The 15,507-nt window shown below is 58.4% G+C and carries 20 protein-coding genes; 1 reads left to right on the top strand and 19 read right to left on the bottom strand.

Annotated features, from left to right (window positions below):
* Positions 1-88 precede the first annotated feature (88 nt).
* The 13 genes from ACYF6X_RS11985 to ACYF6X_RS12045 form a co-directional block, all read right to left on the bottom strand.
* Positions 89-1,237 (bottom strand): phage late control D family protein, encoded by a 1,149-nt coding sequence (locus ACYF6X_RS11985; protein WP_406880045.1) that lies wholly within the window; start codon positions 1,235-1,237, stop codon positions 89-91.
* A complete protein-coding gene (locus ACYF6X_RS11990; RefSeq protein WP_406880051.1) occupies positions 1,234-1,719 on the bottom strand; it encodes a phage tail protein in 486 nt (161 codons plus the stop codon). The genes ACYF6X_RS11985 and ACYF6X_RS11990 overlap by 4 nt, the downstream gene beginning before the upstream one ends.
* Entirely contained in the window at positions 1,719-4,547 is a 2,829-nt protein-coding gene (locus ACYF6X_RS11995) for a phage tail tape measure protein (protein ID WP_406880044.1), read from the bottom strand. The genes ACYF6X_RS11990 and ACYF6X_RS11995 overlap by 1 nt, the downstream gene beginning before the upstream one ends.
* Positions 4,540-4,662, bottom strand: coding sequence for a GpE family phage tail protein (locus tag ACYF6X_RS12000; protein ID WP_023456045.1), 123 nt, complete (start codon positions 4,660-4,662; stop codon positions 4,540-4,542). Before ACYF6X_RS12000 ends, ACYF6X_RS11995 begins: the two co-directional genes overlap by 8 nt.
* A 32-nt stretch (positions 4,663-4,694) precedes the next feature.
* Positions 4,695-4,976 (bottom strand): phage tail assembly protein, encoded by a 282-nt coding sequence (locus ACYF6X_RS12005; protein WP_406880043.1) that lies wholly within the window; start codon positions 4,974-4,976, stop codon positions 4,695-4,697.
* A gap of 54 nt (positions 4,977-5,030) precedes the next feature.
* The gene (locus ACYF6X_RS12010) at positions 5,031-5,540 is read right to left on the bottom strand and encodes a phage major tail tube protein (protein ID WP_023447563.1); all 510 of its coding nucleotides are present in this window, start codon (positions 5,538-5,540) and stop codon (positions 5,031-5,033) included.
* 15 nt (positions 5,541-5,555) lie between these two features.
* Positions 5,556-6,725, bottom strand: a complete 1,170-nt coding sequence (locus ACYF6X_RS12015) for a phage tail sheath protein (protein ID WP_406880042.1) — start codon at positions 6,723-6,725, stop codon at positions 5,556-5,558.
* A gap of 275 nt (positions 6,726-7,000) precedes the next feature.
* Positions 7,001-7,522 (bottom strand): tail fiber assembly protein, encoded by a 522-nt coding sequence (locus ACYF6X_RS12020; protein ID WP_406880041.1) that lies wholly within the window; start codon positions 7,520-7,522, stop codon positions 7,001-7,003.
* 1 nt (position 7,523) lies between these two features.
* On the bottom strand, positions 7,524-10,049 hold the full coding sequence (locus ACYF6X_RS12025; protein WP_406880040.1) for a phage tail protein: 2,526 nt from the start codon (positions 10,047-10,049) through the stop codon (positions 7,524-7,526).
* 9 nt (positions 10,050-10,058) lie between these two features.
* Entirely contained in the window at positions 10,059-10,592 is a 534-nt protein-coding gene (locus ACYF6X_RS12030; protein ID WP_353434132.1) for a phage tail protein I, read from the bottom strand.
* Entirely contained in the window at positions 10,585-11,493 is a 909-nt protein-coding gene (locus ACYF6X_RS12035; protein ID WP_406880039.1) for a baseplate assembly protein, read from the bottom strand. The genes ACYF6X_RS12030 and ACYF6X_RS12035 overlap by 8 nt, the downstream gene beginning before the upstream one ends.
* A 4-nt stretch (positions 11,494-11,497) precedes the next feature.
* Positions 11,498-11,848, bottom strand: a complete 351-nt coding sequence (locus ACYF6X_RS12040) for a GPW/gp25 family protein (RefSeq protein ID WP_154870677.1) — start codon at positions 11,846-11,848, stop codon at positions 11,498-11,500.
* On the bottom strand, positions 11,845-12,474 hold the full coding sequence (locus ACYF6X_RS12045; protein ID WP_342205811.1) for a phage baseplate assembly protein V: 630 nt from the start codon (positions 12,472-12,474) through the stop codon (positions 11,845-11,847). The genes ACYF6X_RS12040 and ACYF6X_RS12045 overlap by 4 nt, the downstream gene beginning before the upstream one ends.
* 115 nt (positions 12,475-12,589) lie before the next feature.
* On the opposite strand from ACYF6X_RS12045, the gene ACYF6X_RS12050 reads away from it, so the two are divergent.
* Positions 12,590-13,393, top strand: a complete 804-nt coding sequence (locus ACYF6X_RS12050; protein WP_346402099.1) for a hypothetical protein — start codon at positions 12,590-12,592, stop codon at positions 13,391-13,393.
* On the opposite strand, the gene ACYF6X_RS12055 is transcribed toward ACYF6X_RS12050, so the two are convergent.
* The 6 genes from ACYF6X_RS12055 to ACYF6X_RS12080 are packed head-to-tail and all read right to left on the bottom strand — an operon-like array spanning position 13,365 to position 15,503.
* Positions 13,365-13,817 (bottom strand): phage virion morphogenesis protein, encoded by a 453-nt coding sequence (locus ACYF6X_RS12055; protein ID WP_406880038.1) that lies wholly within the window; start codon positions 13,815-13,817, stop codon positions 13,365-13,367. The two genes, ACYF6X_RS12050 and ACYF6X_RS12055, sit on opposite strands and share 29 nt — an antisense overlap.
* The gene (locus ACYF6X_RS12060; protein WP_406880037.1) at positions 13,804-14,277 is read right to left on the bottom strand and encodes a phage tail protein; all 474 of its coding nucleotides are present in this window, start codon (positions 14,275-14,277) and stop codon (positions 13,804-13,806) included. The genes ACYF6X_RS12055 and ACYF6X_RS12060 overlap by 14 nt, the downstream gene beginning before the upstream one ends.
* Positions 14,249-14,479 (bottom strand): Rz1-like lysis system protein LysC, encoded by a 231-nt coding sequence (gene lysC / locus ACYF6X_RS12065; RefSeq protein WP_230199882.1) that lies wholly within the window; start codon positions 14,477-14,479, stop codon positions 14,249-14,251. The genes ACYF6X_RS12060 and lysC overlap by 29 nt, the downstream gene beginning before the upstream one ends.
* A complete protein-coding gene (gene lysB / locus ACYF6X_RS12070; RefSeq protein ID WP_406880036.1) occupies positions 14,373-14,801 on the bottom strand; it encodes an Rz-like lysis system protein LysB in 429 nt (142 codons plus the stop codon). The genes lysC and lysB overlap by 107 nt, the downstream gene beginning before the upstream one ends.
* Complete coding sequence (locus ACYF6X_RS12075; RefSeq protein ID WP_406880035.1) at positions 14,798-15,310, bottom strand: lysozyme; 513 nt, start codon at positions 15,308-15,310, stop codon at positions 14,798-14,800. Before ACYF6X_RS12075 ends, lysB begins: the two co-directional genes overlap by 4 nt.
* On the bottom strand, positions 15,294-15,503 hold the full coding sequence (locus ACYF6X_RS12080; RefSeq protein WP_031231709.1) for an HP1 family phage holin: 210 nt from the start codon (positions 15,501-15,503) through the stop codon (positions 15,294-15,296). Before ACYF6X_RS12080 ends, ACYF6X_RS12075 begins: the two co-directional genes overlap by 17 nt.
* Positions 15,504-15,507 lie beyond the last annotated feature (4 nt).

Genomic DNA, 15,507 nt, shown 5'->3' on the forward strand with positions numbered 1-15,507 from the left:
CTTCTCAATCTCTCATTTGTCGCGATAATACTCCGCCCGATCGAGAACAAAACTACCTTTAAGTGAATTTACAAAACATCAATTCACATTACGAGACTTCATAAATCACATCCGACAGCAAAACCTCAAACTCCAGCGCCGTCGTAAAGCCGCTATTGCTGAGATTGTGCGTAACTTTGCTCACTATCCAGTCTTGCGCATCGATCGCCGCTTTAAACCCGCTGACGCGTACCGGCGTTTCCGGGGTGATGTTGGCACGCCCCATGGCGAGCGACAGCGAGAACTCAGCCACACCGCGCTGAAGCTTTTCCCACTTTGCCTGTGCTGCCCGCATCGCGGCGGCCTTTGTGGCGTAAATTTTGGTGATCGCAAACACGTTATCGTCAGCCCCCACCAGATAGTCGCCTTTCGCCGCCTCCGCCGGTTTCCCCGGTTTTTTACTGCTGCCCGGCTTCGCTTTCGGGTGTTGCAGCGCGCGCAAATGCTGCTCTTTTGGCTTGCGCTGCAGCTTCACTTTCTTTGGCTTCGGCTGTTTGGTATTGAGCCAGCTCGCCGTCACGCCGGTGTAGGCATCCCGATCGGCAATGCTGAAACTGTGCTGATCGCCATCCTGCCGGGTGATGGTATACACCGGCAACGGCTTCCCGCCTACCGTGGCGCCGTTCCCCGGTCGCAACAACAGCAGAGCGCCATTTTTCACCGCCGCCACCGCGCCGTTGAGCGTTGCCAGCCGGGTAATAAATGCCGCGTCCGTCTCCTGCGTCTGGTCGATATGGCTGATTTTGATGGTGCCCAGACCGGCGGCCAGCGAAGCTTTCAGCTTATTGCGCGCAGCCACCTTCTGCACAATGTCGCCCAGGGTGGTGTCGTGGTAGGACTCATCGCGCCGGGTGTTCAGCGAGCCGCGAAAATCCGCACTACGCGCGCGAATAGTCAGCGTGTCCGGCGCGCCCCGGTGTTCGACCTCATCGACCGTAAACTGGCCCTTTGGCGTCAATGGCGAGCCTTGCCAGCCGAGCGCAAGCGACAGCACCGCATTGCGCTGAGGCATCGCCATAAGTCCGTCGCTGTCGTCCAGCTCGATGTCGAGCTGGTCGGCCTCAAAGCCCCGGTTATCCGTCAGCGACAGCGAAATCAGCCGCTTGCGTATGTTCTGCGTGATGTTGTTATCCTGCAGCAACAGCGAAAAATCCGGGGCAACTCGCGCCCCCGCTGGCAGGCTTACGCCGGTGATCATGATAACAATCCTCCCATAGTACCGGCGGCCTTCCCGGCCATCTCTCCGGCTTTATCGTACAGTTCCCCGGCCTGCTGGCGCAGATCGCCAAACATCGCAGACAGGGATTCATCGACTCGCTTCAGGTTGAGCGTGAACTCTGTGCGGCGCGGGCTGCCGTCGGCGAAAAACTCGGAGTGCGTTGCAGAAATCGACTCGATCACAAACATGCCGTAAATCGTGCCAGTGCCTTCAATGAGCGGCCACGCCCGGCCCTGCTCTGCCATCAGTTGCAGCGTCAGCAGTGACCAGCGGCCGCCGGTGATCTCCGGCAGCAGCACCCCGGAGAGCGTGATTTTTTCCTCATCCATCCCCAGAAATTGCGCCGCCGGGCGCAGGCCAACGCGGCCGTTGCTCGGCCAGCGATATTCCGCGTTGCGGCTCATGGATTGATACGGCAGCGTCTGCAGCATAAAAACAAACAGCCCCAGCGTTAACATCATCATGAATCTCCGTAAATCATGCGGCTACGCGCGGCGGCCGCGTGTTTGCGTCGTTCGGCCTCGAGCTGGCGCGATACTTCTCGCGCAATGGAGGCCGCGTCTTGGCCGGGGGCGCCGTACACCTTAATCGTGATCGGGGCTGGCGCCGTGGCAGGTGCAGCAGCCGGGGCCGACGCCATCACCGGCGTTGACAGCGATAACATCGCCGCCGACAGTGCCGCCGTTTTCCGGCGCCCGGTGACGTTGGCCGGGCCGTTGACAATCTCCGGGCCACGCTCGCCGACGATGCCGAACTGGCCGCGCGGGATGATGCCGCCCGTGTCGAATGCCCCCGCATAGCCCGGCCCCAGCATCAGCTCAGGCGCAGGGCGATTGTATGAAATCGCCGGGTTAACCTCGGCCTCATCGTCGCCAAACTTCATCCAGTCCGGCAGCATATCCGTGAGGCTGGAAAACTTGTCTTTCAGCGCCTGCCAGCGCTCGCTAATGCCGTCAATGACCCCGTTAATCATGTTCATCCCGGCTTCTTTGAACTGCCCCGGCAGCGCTTTAGCGCCGTTTACCAGCCCCTCCCATTTGCCATTAAGCCAACCGGTCAGCCGATCCCATGCCTGAACCGTGGCGGCGCTCAGCGCCAGCCATGCCGCGTTAACACGCTCGCCGATGGTGTCCCAGACGGCGGCGGCACGCTCTGCAATGCCGCTCGCAACGCCCCAAATGCCGGTCAGCAGGCCGGGCAATCCGCCCAACAGCTGCAGCGGCAGGCTCAATCCGGCCGCGATCCATTCACCGAACATGCGCCCATAGCGCGCGGCCGTCTGGAGTTCGGCCTGTGAAGATTTCACCGGCTCGATCAGCTTGCCGAACCACTGCCACACGTTGCGCACCATGCTCAGCAGCGGCGTAAACGCACCGGCCAGCGGGACAAGCGCGGCGCTGAAGCTTTCGCCAATACCCGTTAAAAAGGCGCTGATAGGTTCCCAATATTTACGGATAGTCAACGCCACACCGGCAATCACCGCCGCCGCCGCAACCACCGGCAGGGTGATCACACTGAATGCGGCCGCAATCCCGGCGCCGACGGTGGTAAAGACCGTTCCCAGCAGCCCGGCCCCGGCGATCAACATATTGACCCCGGCCATCACCGGCCATGCAATAAGGCCCAGCGCAGCGAGGCCACCGATCAGGGCCGTAACGCCCGCCGTGACTTTCACCAGCGTGCCGACCAGCTCAGGATTAGCCTTCACCCATGCCCCGGCCTTGGTCAGCCATTCAGTGGCGGAAACCGTGAGTTTGCGCAGCGCTGAATTCTGGCCGTCGAACACCTCAATGCGAACATCTTCCCACGCCGAAAACAGGTTTTTCAGGTCGCCGTCGAGGTTGTCCACCTTCACTCGGGCAATCTGGGCCGTAGCCCCTTTTGACTGGGTGACGGTGCTGTGTTTTTCGCTCAGCTTGCCGTTACCGGCGGCATCAATCAGCTTGATAGCGCCTTTCATCGCCTCTTCGCCGAAAATGACTTTCAGGTATTCGGCCTGCTGCGCGGTGCCGAGCTTGTTGGTTTTAAACGAGCCGTTAATTTTCTTGAGGATGTTCGCGATCGGCAGCATGTTCCCTTTGCCGTCCTTGGTTTTTACGCCCAATTCTGACAACGCATCAGCCGCCTGCCCGACGGGCGCCTGTAACCGCGTAAACATCGCACTGGCCGCCGTACCGGCCATAGACCCCTTGATGCCGTTATCAGCCAACACGCCCAGCAAGGCGGTGGTGTCCTCGATACTGGCCCCGGCAGCCTCGGCGATCGGCGCGACGTACTTCATCGCTTCGCCAAAATCCATCAGGTTGCTGTTCGAGCTGGTGAAGCCCTTGGTCATCACGTCCGCGACGCGCTGGATCTCGTCTATCGGCATGTTAAACGCCGATTGCATGTTGGTGATGATGTCGGCCGCGTCGGCGATGTCCAGATCAGAGGCCAGCGCCAGATTTACCGTTGATTCGGTCGATTTCAGAATGGCATCGCCGTTAAAGCCGGATTTTGCCAATACGGATTGCGTGCGGGCGACGTCCGTCGGCGAAAACGCAGTGGTGGCGCCAATATCCCGCGCCTGCTGGCGAATGGCGGCCAGTTGCTGGTCATCCTTCGCCAGCCCTAACGTGGCTTGCGTGTCTGACATCTGCCTGTCGAACTGCACCCCCGGCGCAATAAACGCCCCTTCAGCGACCAGCCCGGCGGTAGCGATACCCAGCCCGGCCGCGCTGGTATTACGGACAGCCGCGGTTGCCGATTGCCCGGCACGGTAACGCGCGCTGACGCGGTTAACCTGCTCTTGCTTCTTGCTCAGGCGATCCAGCTCGCCGCGCTGGCGGCCCAGCGCTGTCGTGGCTTCGCTGGCGCTGGCCTTCAACCGGCGCTGTTCGGCGCTCAGGTTCCGGGTAGCGATGCCGTCAGCGTTGAGCGCGTCACGCTGGCGCTGCACCGACTGGCGCAGACCGTTGTATTTCGTCTGCAGCTCGGCGGCGGCGCGCTTTGATGCTTCCAGCAAGCGCGCTTGCTGCGCTGTGGGCTTTTCCGTAGCCTTGAACTGGACGGCCAGCGCCGCCGCTTCAGCCTTGGCGTTTTTCAGGGCCCGTCCGGTAACAGCGAGCTGGCCCTGCGCCTTGCGAAACCCGTCAATCCGGGCGCTTTGCGCGTCCAGAGCCTTGAGGGTTTGCTGCGTGGTTTTGATGTCACCGGCAAGCTGTTTGCTTGCCTGTTGGATACTCTTTAGCGGGCGGGTGGCTTGGTCTACGGCCTTCAGCAGCACCTGTAGCTGCAGGCTTTTACTCATCGTGATTAACTCCGCTGCGTTGCAGTGCCAAATGGCGCCAGTTCAACAGCTCCGTGAGCGTCATTCCGGCCATTTCAGACGGCGGCCAGTGGAAGATCACCGCGATGTCCGCCATCAGGTCATCAACGCCCAGCCGGGCGTCGGGGATTACACCGCCGAGTTCGGCGACAAAAAACCGACCACTTTCCCGGCCAGCGCTACCAAGTCCGGCAATTCCAGGCGCGCGCATTCTTCTTTGGTCAGGTTCGGCACGGTCACACGCGGCAGCACAACCAGCAGCGCGTCAACATCGGCGTTGGCGATCGCCGCCAGCCCGACGCCGCGCAGCGCGCCCGCGTTCGGTTTAATCACCTGCACCTCGGTGATGGTGGTTTCACCGCGCTGGATCGGGGTGTCGAGGGTAACGGTATTTTCTTTTGCGTCTTTCATGGTGTTCTCTCAAATCAGGGGGAAAAGGGCCAGCCCGGCGGGCTGGCGCAAAAATTACAGGCCGATCGCCTTGCGATGCTCGGCCAGCCGGTCAACGCCGTTGACCTTTTCGACCATGTTCACCGTATCGACTTCGATCAGCTCTTTGCCGTCCACGGTCAGCTTGAAGTAAGTACACTCGGTGGATACCTTGGTTTCGGTATCCTCGCCCTGCTTATACTCGCCAAAATCGATTTCTTTGTGACGGCCACGCATCACCACTTCCACAGCGGACACCTCGCCGGTGTCGTCACGCTGGAAGGAACCGGCAAAGCGCAGCGGCACAGCATCGACGGCGCCCCACTGCTTCAACACCAGCTCATCAATGCCGCCCATCGACCACTCAACGGCCAGCGCGTCATCGTCCAGCCCCATATCGATGGAGGCCGCGCCGTTCATGCCGCCGCCCCGGTATTTCTCCAGCTTGCGGGTGAGCTTCGGCAGCGTCAGCGAGGACACCACGCCCATGTAGCTGTAGCCGTCGTTGAACAGGTTCAGGTATTTCAGTTTTTTCGGCAGTGCCATGTTCTAACGTCTCCTTTAGCGGTTCACGGATGCCGCAAACGTCGCAAGATAGCGATCGGTGATGCGCTGGCGCAGGGTTAAATCTTCCAGCGGTGGCACCGGCGTGTAGTCGTAATCGATAAACAGCTTGCCCGCCTTCAGGGTTTCCTTGGTGTTGGCGCTTTCGTCGTACCAACAAGTGCCGTCGATAATCAGCCCGGCGGATTTCAGCTCGCGGAATTTCGCGTTGATGCCGTCAATCATGTCGCGCACCAGCGTAGGCGTTACCGGGCGGTCAACGGTCCATAGGTGCGCCTCGGCCATGGTATCGGCCAGCACCTGCGCGGTGCGGGTGTAGTTCTCGAACAGGAACAACGGATCATCGGAACAGGTGCGGGAACCCCAGAATTTAAAGCCGTCTTTGCGAATAAGGGTGGTGACGCACGCTTGGTTTAACAGGTCGGCATCGGTGCCGGGCGCCTGCAAATCCCAGAACACGCTGGCGGTGATGCCGGTCACACCGTTAACGCCAACGTTTGAAAGCGTCTTATGCCAGCCGGTTTCCGTGTCGATTTTGGCACGCAGGCCCAGCGCGCGGGCGGTGGCGTAGGCGATGTCGCTCTGGTTGGCGGTAGTGTTCCAGCTGACAAAATCCGGCCAGATCAGCATCAGCTCGCGCTGGCTGAAATTGTCGCGGTACTTGGTAGCCTCCTGCACGGTTTTGCAGCCGTAGGCGCTGATATAGCCGAACGCGCGCAACTGCTGGCAAATTCCGGCCAGCGCCGTCGCGACCTCCTGATTATCCAGCCCCGGCACGCCGAGGATACGCGGCTTAACGCCCAGCTCAACCTGTGCAGATAACAGCGCTTTCATGCCGGTGTAACGGCCTTCCGCGTTCGCGCCGCCGATGATGTTGGAGGTGGTTTCCGCCGCGTCTTTGCCGGTGGCAACGCGAACAACCACCGTGACCGGCTTCGTCTGTTCGGCGATCGCCCGCAGCGACGCCGCCAGCGTGCCTTTTTTACCGGCCTTGCCGGAAGCGGCCAGCACGTCGGTGATCAGTACCGGGGTATCGAGCGGGAAAACCGACGCGTCAGCATCCTCCGCCGTGCAGACCATGCCGACGATTGCCGTCGATACGGTGGAAATAACGCGGGTGCCGTCGTTGATTTCGACGACGCGCACGCCGTGATGATAATCGCCCATTAATTTGCTCCGGGTGGTGAGTAGGTGCAGGCATGATGATGCCCGGCGCGCCGGGCCGCACGCGGTGGGTGCTGGAAGGCCGACCAGACAACAGGCCGGGCCGGATTGGGAGATTTTGAGGAAATAACGATCGCTCGCGCCGATCAATAACGCTGTATTGATCTATGCAATCAATTGGACGGATTTTAGCCGGGCGGGGTAATGTCGAAAGGTAGATGCGGCAACATCAGGGAATACCGCAAATACAAAAGCCCGCATCGCTGCGGGCTTTTTTCTTAGGCGGCGGGCGCCACCGGCCAGTCAATTTCCGGGGCTGACATATCAAGGCGATTCAGCGTCACGCGGTATTTTTTCCAGTCCGCCAACAGCGCTTTTTCTGCCTCGGTCGCCATATCCAAATCAACAGCATCCTGAAGCGGCGCAACAGCCTTACCCGCGATCGCCAGTAATTCATTTTTTCTGGCTTCAGCCCTCGCCATCATTTCTTCGGCAGAATAGGCGCGCTGGCTCACCTTCTTACCGTCAAACACCCACTCACCATTCGCCAGACAGCGCTTTGGCAGCTTCGTAGGGTTCAGCTCAATAACCGATAACCCAATCGGCCACAACATCGACACATCGCGGTTAATCGCGCAGATAATGCCGCTTTCGTCATAAGCCAGTTTTACGGTGTCCAGCGAAAACAATTTTTGCGCGGCGTACCAGTCAATACCGTTATCATCCTGAAGATAAATCACGTTCTCGCCGAGGAATAACTCTTCCGGCGCGTATCTTTTCAAATTCTTAATGTGTTGCATTTTACACCGTTCCAATTGTTGCCCATGTGCCGTTAATCAGCACTTGAACCGCTGAATAAGCGCCCCAGATTGAGGGGTTGTAGTTTGAGCCGGACATGCCGGTATAAACGCAGCCCGACGGTAAATCGATGCGGCCGCCGGTATCCGAGATAACCGTGCGCCCGGCCATGCGCACGCCCTGAACCAGATTCTGATACGCCCAATTCTGCGCATTGTTCTGCGCAGCCGAGATATTTTGATTAAGCCAGTTGCTGAGGTATCCGCCCCATGCTGACCCCTGTACGTTTCCGTCCGGATGCCACGTTGTCCCGCTGGAGGTGGTGATCGCAGGCCATTTACCGCCGATATGAATACCCGACTCAAAAGCGGCGGCGCCGGTTCTGACATCCACAGAGAACGGACGCAGGGTGTTGAATGTGCCGTATTGGTCATTTTCGTTTGTCAGCAGCAGATAAAGCCGGTTGCCGTCATTGCGCCAGAAGGAACCGAACCCGCCGCCGACCATGCGATAATTATCAATATGGGTAGATTGGATCTCCGCGCTGGTCTTTAGCGTCCCGGTTAGCTGCCCGCCAGTCTTCGCCAGATAGCGGCCATCTGCTTCGGTTTTATTCCACGCGTTAACGTCACCGGCCAGCAAATTCACATCGGCGGACAGCGGCTTACCGTTCACCTTGATAGAGCGCAGCGCGTATTTCTGCGCGGCCTGCGCGTCGGTCAGCGCGCCAACGTCAGCCGCCGTCGGTTTGTAGTCCGTCGTATAAACTCGTGCCCAGCGGAGCGAAGCCGAGTTGTCTTTTCGCATCGAGCGCAAATAAAACGCCATATCGCCGGAGCCTACGGCAAATTGCACATTGCGGAACTCGTTCACTTTCCCGGTAAACAACACCCCCATGCCGCCCGGCACGGGATAGCCCTTATTGGTAGTGGCAACCAATGACTCAACGGTAAAGCCATTTTCGCGATTTAAGTCATCGTCAGCATTGGCGGTATTTTCGTTCGGGAATACGATACGCGGCAGAGTTAACGCCCCTTTCATCGTGTCGCCGGTCTGTTTTACATAGCGGCCATCCGCTTCGGTTTTGTTCCATGCGTTGACATCCCCCGCCAATAGATTGACATCCCCGCTCAACGGTTTGCCGTTCACCTTGATGGATCGGAGCGCATATTTCTGCATAGCCTGCGCATCCGTCAGCGCACCGGTTTCTTGCGCGGTAGGCGGTTTCGCCGTCGTATAAATACGCGGGTTTGCTCCCTGATTAGCTTCAGCGCCCCAATGCAGCTCGTCATCGATCCCCATACCAAGACGCATCAGTGCCTTCCCGGCGACTTGGAAACCGATTGATAAATTACTCTGTGCTGAAGGGCGGCTCATGACCAACGGCGTATGCTGGTTTCCCTCAATACTCAGTGAATCCCCATCCGTTTCAGCGCTACCGGGCTTAATAGCCAGTTTTTTAACCGTGCCGCCGGACAGCATCAGAAAACGGCCGTCAGCTTCGGTTTTACTCCATGCGCCGACATCGGCGGCCGTTGGTTTGTAATCGGTGGTGTAAATCCGTGACCACACCACCCCATTTTCAGGACGGTTAGAACGGCCAATAAAACCATGTCCCAGCCCCGACACGCTGACATAGCCCGTTGAGGGTGCGGCATCGCAAGGCAGGCTCAGCACCCCGGCGGCAATATTTCCAGCGATCGGCGGCTTGTTCTCAGAGGTCGCATTCAGCCGGTAAATTTGCGCAGTGTTGCAATAAGCGTTATCGAAAGCCCGCGCGCCCGCCCCCAGACCAAACGCGCCGACAGCCATTAGTTGCCCGCCTTCTACCCCGACGTTGCGCGTCGCGGCATCACCCAGCGCCAGATTGCCACGCGCGGCGGCCTTGTCTGGCAAGTCGGACAGATTGGCGGCCTTTTTCATGCTGGCATCGCTGACCGTTTTAAGCGCCTTCGGGGTGCTGGCTTTCGTTTCGTCGGTGCTTTTCGTTGCGCTGCTCAGCTGTACCAGCCCTTTCGCCGTGGTGCTGGCGTCCGGGTGGTTTCGGGTTTTCTCATGCGCGGCGATCGCGTCGGCCACAAAATCCTTGGTCGCCAGCACGGTGTCGCCACCGGCGATCACCTGAATCGCCTCGGTGCTGCTGACAATCAGGATCATGCGCAGCGTCTGCGTTCGGCCGCTGCCCTCTTCCAGCTTCGGCTTGTAGCTCTCCGCCATGTTGCTGACGGCAATCAGCGTCCCGGCCTCGTCATAGAGGCCCATTTCACGCAGCCAGAAGCCGCCGACGTTCGCCGGAATAATCATCTCGGCCAGAATGTGATTTTTCAGCGCCTTATCGATAGTCAGCCCGTTGAGCGCCGCGAGGTATTTCTCGTTGACGAGCGTTGTTTGTGCCGGGTTAGGTGTCGGCAGCGTGCCGTTTCCGTCGCCGACGGCCATAGAGACGATTTTCAACTGCGTGCCGCCCGCGCTGGCGGCGGCAATCTTGGCCGCCCCGGCGATGGTAATAATCGCTTTGTATTTGTTCATGATTTTCTCTTATCCGGGGTAAACGGTAATGACATCGCCATCAATCGCGGCCGCGCCGGTGTAAATCCGGCCGGGGATGTCCTGCAAAATGTTGAGGCCGATCAGGTGGCGGCTCAGGGGCTTGGCGTCGGCGATCAGGCGCTCCATTTCCTGATACATTTCCTCGGTGATGCCGGTTTCCAGCACGCCAATATCCAGCCGGAATGTGCCGGGCGGATCGGTGCCATCGGTGTGGAACCATTCGATAACGTTAATCAGGTAGCCGAGCGGCTCCACCACGCGGCGCACGGCGCCGATGGTGCCCTTGTGCCGGTGAATGTAGAACGCAGCCGAAACCACGCCCCGCTTCACGTCCTCCGGCCACGCCTCATCCCAGCGATCGACAGAGAACGCCCACGCCAGATAGGGCAGCAGATGCACCGGGCAGGTTTTCGGGTTCCACAGGTCACGCAGGGGAACCGGCACGCGCTCCAGCTCGGCACACGCGGCAGCGGCAGCAACTTCCAGCGGTGAGGAGCCGACAGGCAATAAGCGGTTAGTCATCGGCGCGCCCCGGTGTGATGTTCACGCCGGTGCAGTAACCCGCCTGCGTTTTATCTAGCACGATGTCGGCGACCGGTTGAGCAACTTCGACACGTTCAACACCTTCTACGGTCAGCGCGGCGATGATGCCGGAACGCCGGATACTGCGGCCTAAGCGGCGCATGGTCAGTACATAATTTTGCAAACGTTGTTTCGCCTCCGTGAGGATCGGCGCAACCTCCGGGCCGGGATAGAGAAACAGCGTGGCATCAATGCCATAGCGGGTTATTTTGGCCGCTTGCACGATGACGCGATCGGCAACCGGGCGCACGTCCTCATCATTCAGCGCGTCGCGGACAACCTGCAGCAGTTCGGGGCTGGCGGTGCCGTCGCCGTCCCGCGACAACACGGTGACGGTCACGTTAGCCGGTGATGGGCTGATTGCCGTCACATCGGCCACCCGGCCATCGGCCGAGCGGGCGTGAAAACGATAGGAACCGGCCGATCCAGCCGTGCTCATGCCTTCAAAAGCATCCTGCAGGCGCAGGCGGTAATCTTCATCCGCTTCCATGACTGCCGGTGTCGGCGGAATGGTGCTCTCATCCGCCGGGGCGATCACCAGTCGCGGCGTATTAAAGTTTTTGCCGAGCTGGTCGAGGTCTTCGCCGGTGGAATACGCCAGCATCACCGCTTTCGCGGCATCGTTGACGCGCTGGCGCAGAATCACCTCGCGGTAAGCGTTCTCCTGCAGCAGCTTAACGATCGGCTCCGACTCCAGCGACAGCGTGCGCGCGACGGCCTCCCGCTGTTCCTCCGGGTAAAGCGAAATCAGCGTCGCCTTACGCTCCGCCAAAATATCTTCATAATCCAGCACCTCAACGACGATCGGCGCGGGCAGCTGTGAAAGGTCAATCGTTGCCATGGTTTCAGCTCACAGGAACAGACAGCGACAGCGCGCCGGGAGCATCGGTGCGGGTGCCGGTGATGTCGATCACCATCTTGCCGTCATAGGTGGTATTAAAAACGATGCCGGTCAGCTTGACGCGCGGCTCCCACGCCAAAATCGCGCTGTAGCAGGCGGCCATAATCTGCAGGCGCAGCGCGTCGTTCTGCGGCTGGTCGAGCAGCTCAGAGAGCAACGAGCCATAAGCCCGGCGCATCGGGCGCGAACCCTGCGGCGTGATCAGGATGTCCGCCACGGACTGGCGAATATGCTCGATGTCCGTCAGCGTGCGGCCGGTGCCTCGGTTCATGCCGATATATTTGGCGCTGTTCATGTTGGTTTCCCCGTTTGTCCGCCACCGGTCTGGACGCCGCCGTGGGCGTGCGTATCAACAACGACGCCATTCGACGAGAACGAGCCGCCGCTGTGCTCAATGTTCCCGCGCATCGCCCCGCCTTTTTGCACTTCCAGCGTGCCGGTGGTGAGTTTGTTGGTGCAGACCACCTCTGGTGCATCGAGCATGATTTTGTCAGCCGTAACGATCACCACTTTGGTGCTGGCGGTGATGGACTCCGAGGCCTGCACGTTGGCAGTTTTAATGCCGGACACGCTCAGCTCGCCGGTTTCCGGTTCATACTCGATGACCGCACCATCCGGGAACGCGATGTGCAGCGCATCCGCCGACGCAGACGGGGCCGGGAAGTCATCGGAGAAAATGCCGCACAGCACAAACGCGGTATCGAGTTCGCCACCCAGCGCAAAGATCAGCACCTGCTCACCGACCGAGGGCGCCGACCAGCTGCGAGTACGCCCGGCGCGACAGGTTAGCCAATTCAGCCAATCGGTAAGATTGCCGCCGGTTTCGACGCGGCACAGGCCGTTATCGAGGTCAACGGTGCTCACGGTGCCGATGCGGATCAGGTTGCGCAGCAGGCGCAAAATGTCGTGTTGATTGTTCATGCTGGAAGGATGCCGCCCGGCGCGGGCGGCGACAATGAGGAGAGGTTGGAAGGCTAAAGACACAACAAGCTAAAAATTTGCTAATATCGTTTCGGATTTATTTAAGGAGAGAATAATGTTTGGAATAGAGCAGACGTTCCCAGAAACATTCAGATTTTTCTTTTCATTAATTTGCGCTGCAATTATCATTTGGCGCTGTGGTGGGGTTTCCGCACTATTCCGAATTTTATTAAGAATTGCCGGATTGAATTTCAAAAAAGGAGTCTTAGGCAGGGCTGACGATGAGATATTCTACACTCAGAAGTTCATGTTATTAAATGGCGTTAAAGTTGCAAACACCAAGGATGCAAAGTTATTATCTAATGGATTACTTACTGGCGAGATTTCAAAAAAAAATTTTTACTTCACCTCTTTCTTCGGAACCGTAGGTAAAAGCAAGTCATCTCCTCATGATACCGCCCTCTTAGTTGCCATAATCATCATCATAATAGCATTCTCCATATCACTATTAAGTAGCTTCCCAAAATCGGGTTATACAAACTTCAACTATAAAGACACATCACTTTTAGTTTCCCAAAATGATGTAATCATCCCGACAGGGATATTCAAGAAAAACAAAACATTAAACATTAGTGCTTGCACGAGAATCATTAAAACACATCCATATGATGCATATCGTGCAGCATGCGAATACATTGCATTAAAGGATGAGAAAAAAAACCAAGAGTTAATTGATGCAATAAACTCTTGGGATGACATGAGAAAAATATCATTTATTATATTCATGTCCCTATTGATTTTTTCCGCATGCTTAATCTGGGGGATAACCAACCATAAAAAACTAAATGAACACATATTTAAATGTAGAGAGCAAGAACATAAGTTTAGTATCAATTCAAATCAAGAAGGTGGTAAATAATTACTTCCTCTATAGCTTTAATGTCGCTGATTGAATACCCAAGTAAAGGACGGGCCTCATATTTTACCGCCTCGCTGTGCGGCGTCGGCCGATCGCGCAGGCCAAAATGATGCACATTGACCATACGCTGAACCCGCCCGACAAACTCAACCACGGCCGCATCGCTGTTGCCCTGGGCTTTCAGGTAACGGGCCGTGCGCAGCTTGGAGAACATTGCCCGTTCGCGCAGGCGCTTTTTGTTTCGAAGCCGAGTTTTGCGCGGCGCGTAGGGTGTGCCGTCCGGCGCCTGCTGACGTTTGATGTGTTGCTGTTGACCGGCGCGCAGGCGCTTTGAAACGGCAACGGCCAGCGACTTTCGAGACTGCGGCGACAGCTTGGCAATCAGCCCGGCAAGCCGGGTGTCAAAGGGATTAAGCTCGATCATGCCATTCACTCACTAATTCACCGTGAACAAAGAGCTGCATCGGCCGCGTGATGTCCTCCGGTAACGGCGGCTCCGGCAGGTGCTTAACGTGTAGTGCGCCGTTCTGTTCGCTGACCACTATACGCTCGGTCAGCTGCAGCGATACGCTGAAATCGTAAGAGCCGTTGTTGTTGAAGTCACTCGCGAAGGTGATCCCGGTGCGGCGCTTTTCCTCGGTTGCCATGATGTCCGGCTGGTTCTCTCGTAGCCATGCCTGAATCGGCACCATGATTAAATCCAGATCGCCGGTGTAGTCCAAAAACAGCAGGTTAAGCGTATAGCGGTACTCATGGGATAGCGAGGCGGCAAGCGTGGCGGCCACATTGCCGCGTTCTACCCGCACTTGCAGATTTTCAGGGTTGCGCTGTAGCCACAGCAGGCAGCTTGTCAGCTCAGCGCGGAGCTGTTGCGGTTTTAACATCGTGTTGTTCCTGACACTGTTTTATCGTTTCGACCTGCACCGCGCAGGCCGCCAAGGCGTTTTCAAGCTGGCGAATATCGGCGCTCAGATCGCCGTTAGTCGCCGGGCGGCTGGCCGGGATTTGGCACAGACTCACTTTCGGACAGCCAACGTAGATAATCCGCGGCGCCGGTGAAGCCGGGGCGCTGGTGCAGCCGGGCAACGTCAGCAGGCAAAGCAGTGTTAAACCAGTCCCGTAATTGCTGATTTTCATTGAGTAACCTCTGTATTTTCTGCTCGCGCGTCAGCGCCAGCCGGTACGCGGCGTTTAGGTCGCCCCTTAACTTTTCCTCTTCCTGCGCCAGCACACCTACCGCCGCCTGCAACGTGTCGATCGCCGCGCGGGTATCGGTCAGCGCCGCCGCAATCCGGCCGTTCTCCTGCCGGGCGCTTTCCAGCCGTTCCCCCAACGTGACAACCTGCCATTTCATCCAACCGGCGACGACCAGCGCCAGCACCAGAAACCAGCCGATCGCGCGGCTCATTGCGCGGCCCCGATCAGGCAGTGGGCCAGCTCCGCCGCCCGACGCCGTTCCAGCCCCGGCGATTTGACGCCGTTGACGAACACCCAGCGCGGCAACTGCTGGCAGGCGTTGCGCCAGTCCTGCCGCTTGATGAAACCGGCCAACGTAGAGCCGCAGGCGGCCGTGACGCCGACGTTAAAGGCAAAGGACACCACCGCGTCATAAACCGGCGGCGGCATCGTGACAGGCATACAGCGGCCTATGCCGTGCTCCACACGATATACGTCGGCAACGAGGTTAACGGCAGCTTGGCGCTCGCTGATAACCGTGCCGGGCTTTACCCCGGCCGTGTGGCCAATGCCGCTTGTCCAGACGCCCGCTTGGCATTGGTAAGGCGATAAGCGGCAACCTTCAAAATCGGCCAGCAGGCGCAACCCGGTCTCAGAGATCTGCAGCGCGCTGAATTGCGGCAACAGCACCGCCAGCGCCAGCACGGCGGCCACGCTGCAGCGTTTAGCGATTGAGTTCATCGTAAACCCTCCGGCTAACGCCTAGCTTGTTCAACAGCTGGTAGCTTTTGCGGCGGTAGTACCAGTTAACGAGAAATGTGCCGACACCGACGGCGGCGCCAACCATAAAAGCGATGTCCTGCGGCGAATATTTGCCGATCCACGCGAGGAACATCGCCACCGCGTAGGCTAAAAATGAGGTGATGCGCTCCATGTTT

It is taken from the genome of Serratia sp. ID 25-353, assembly GCF_054792795.1.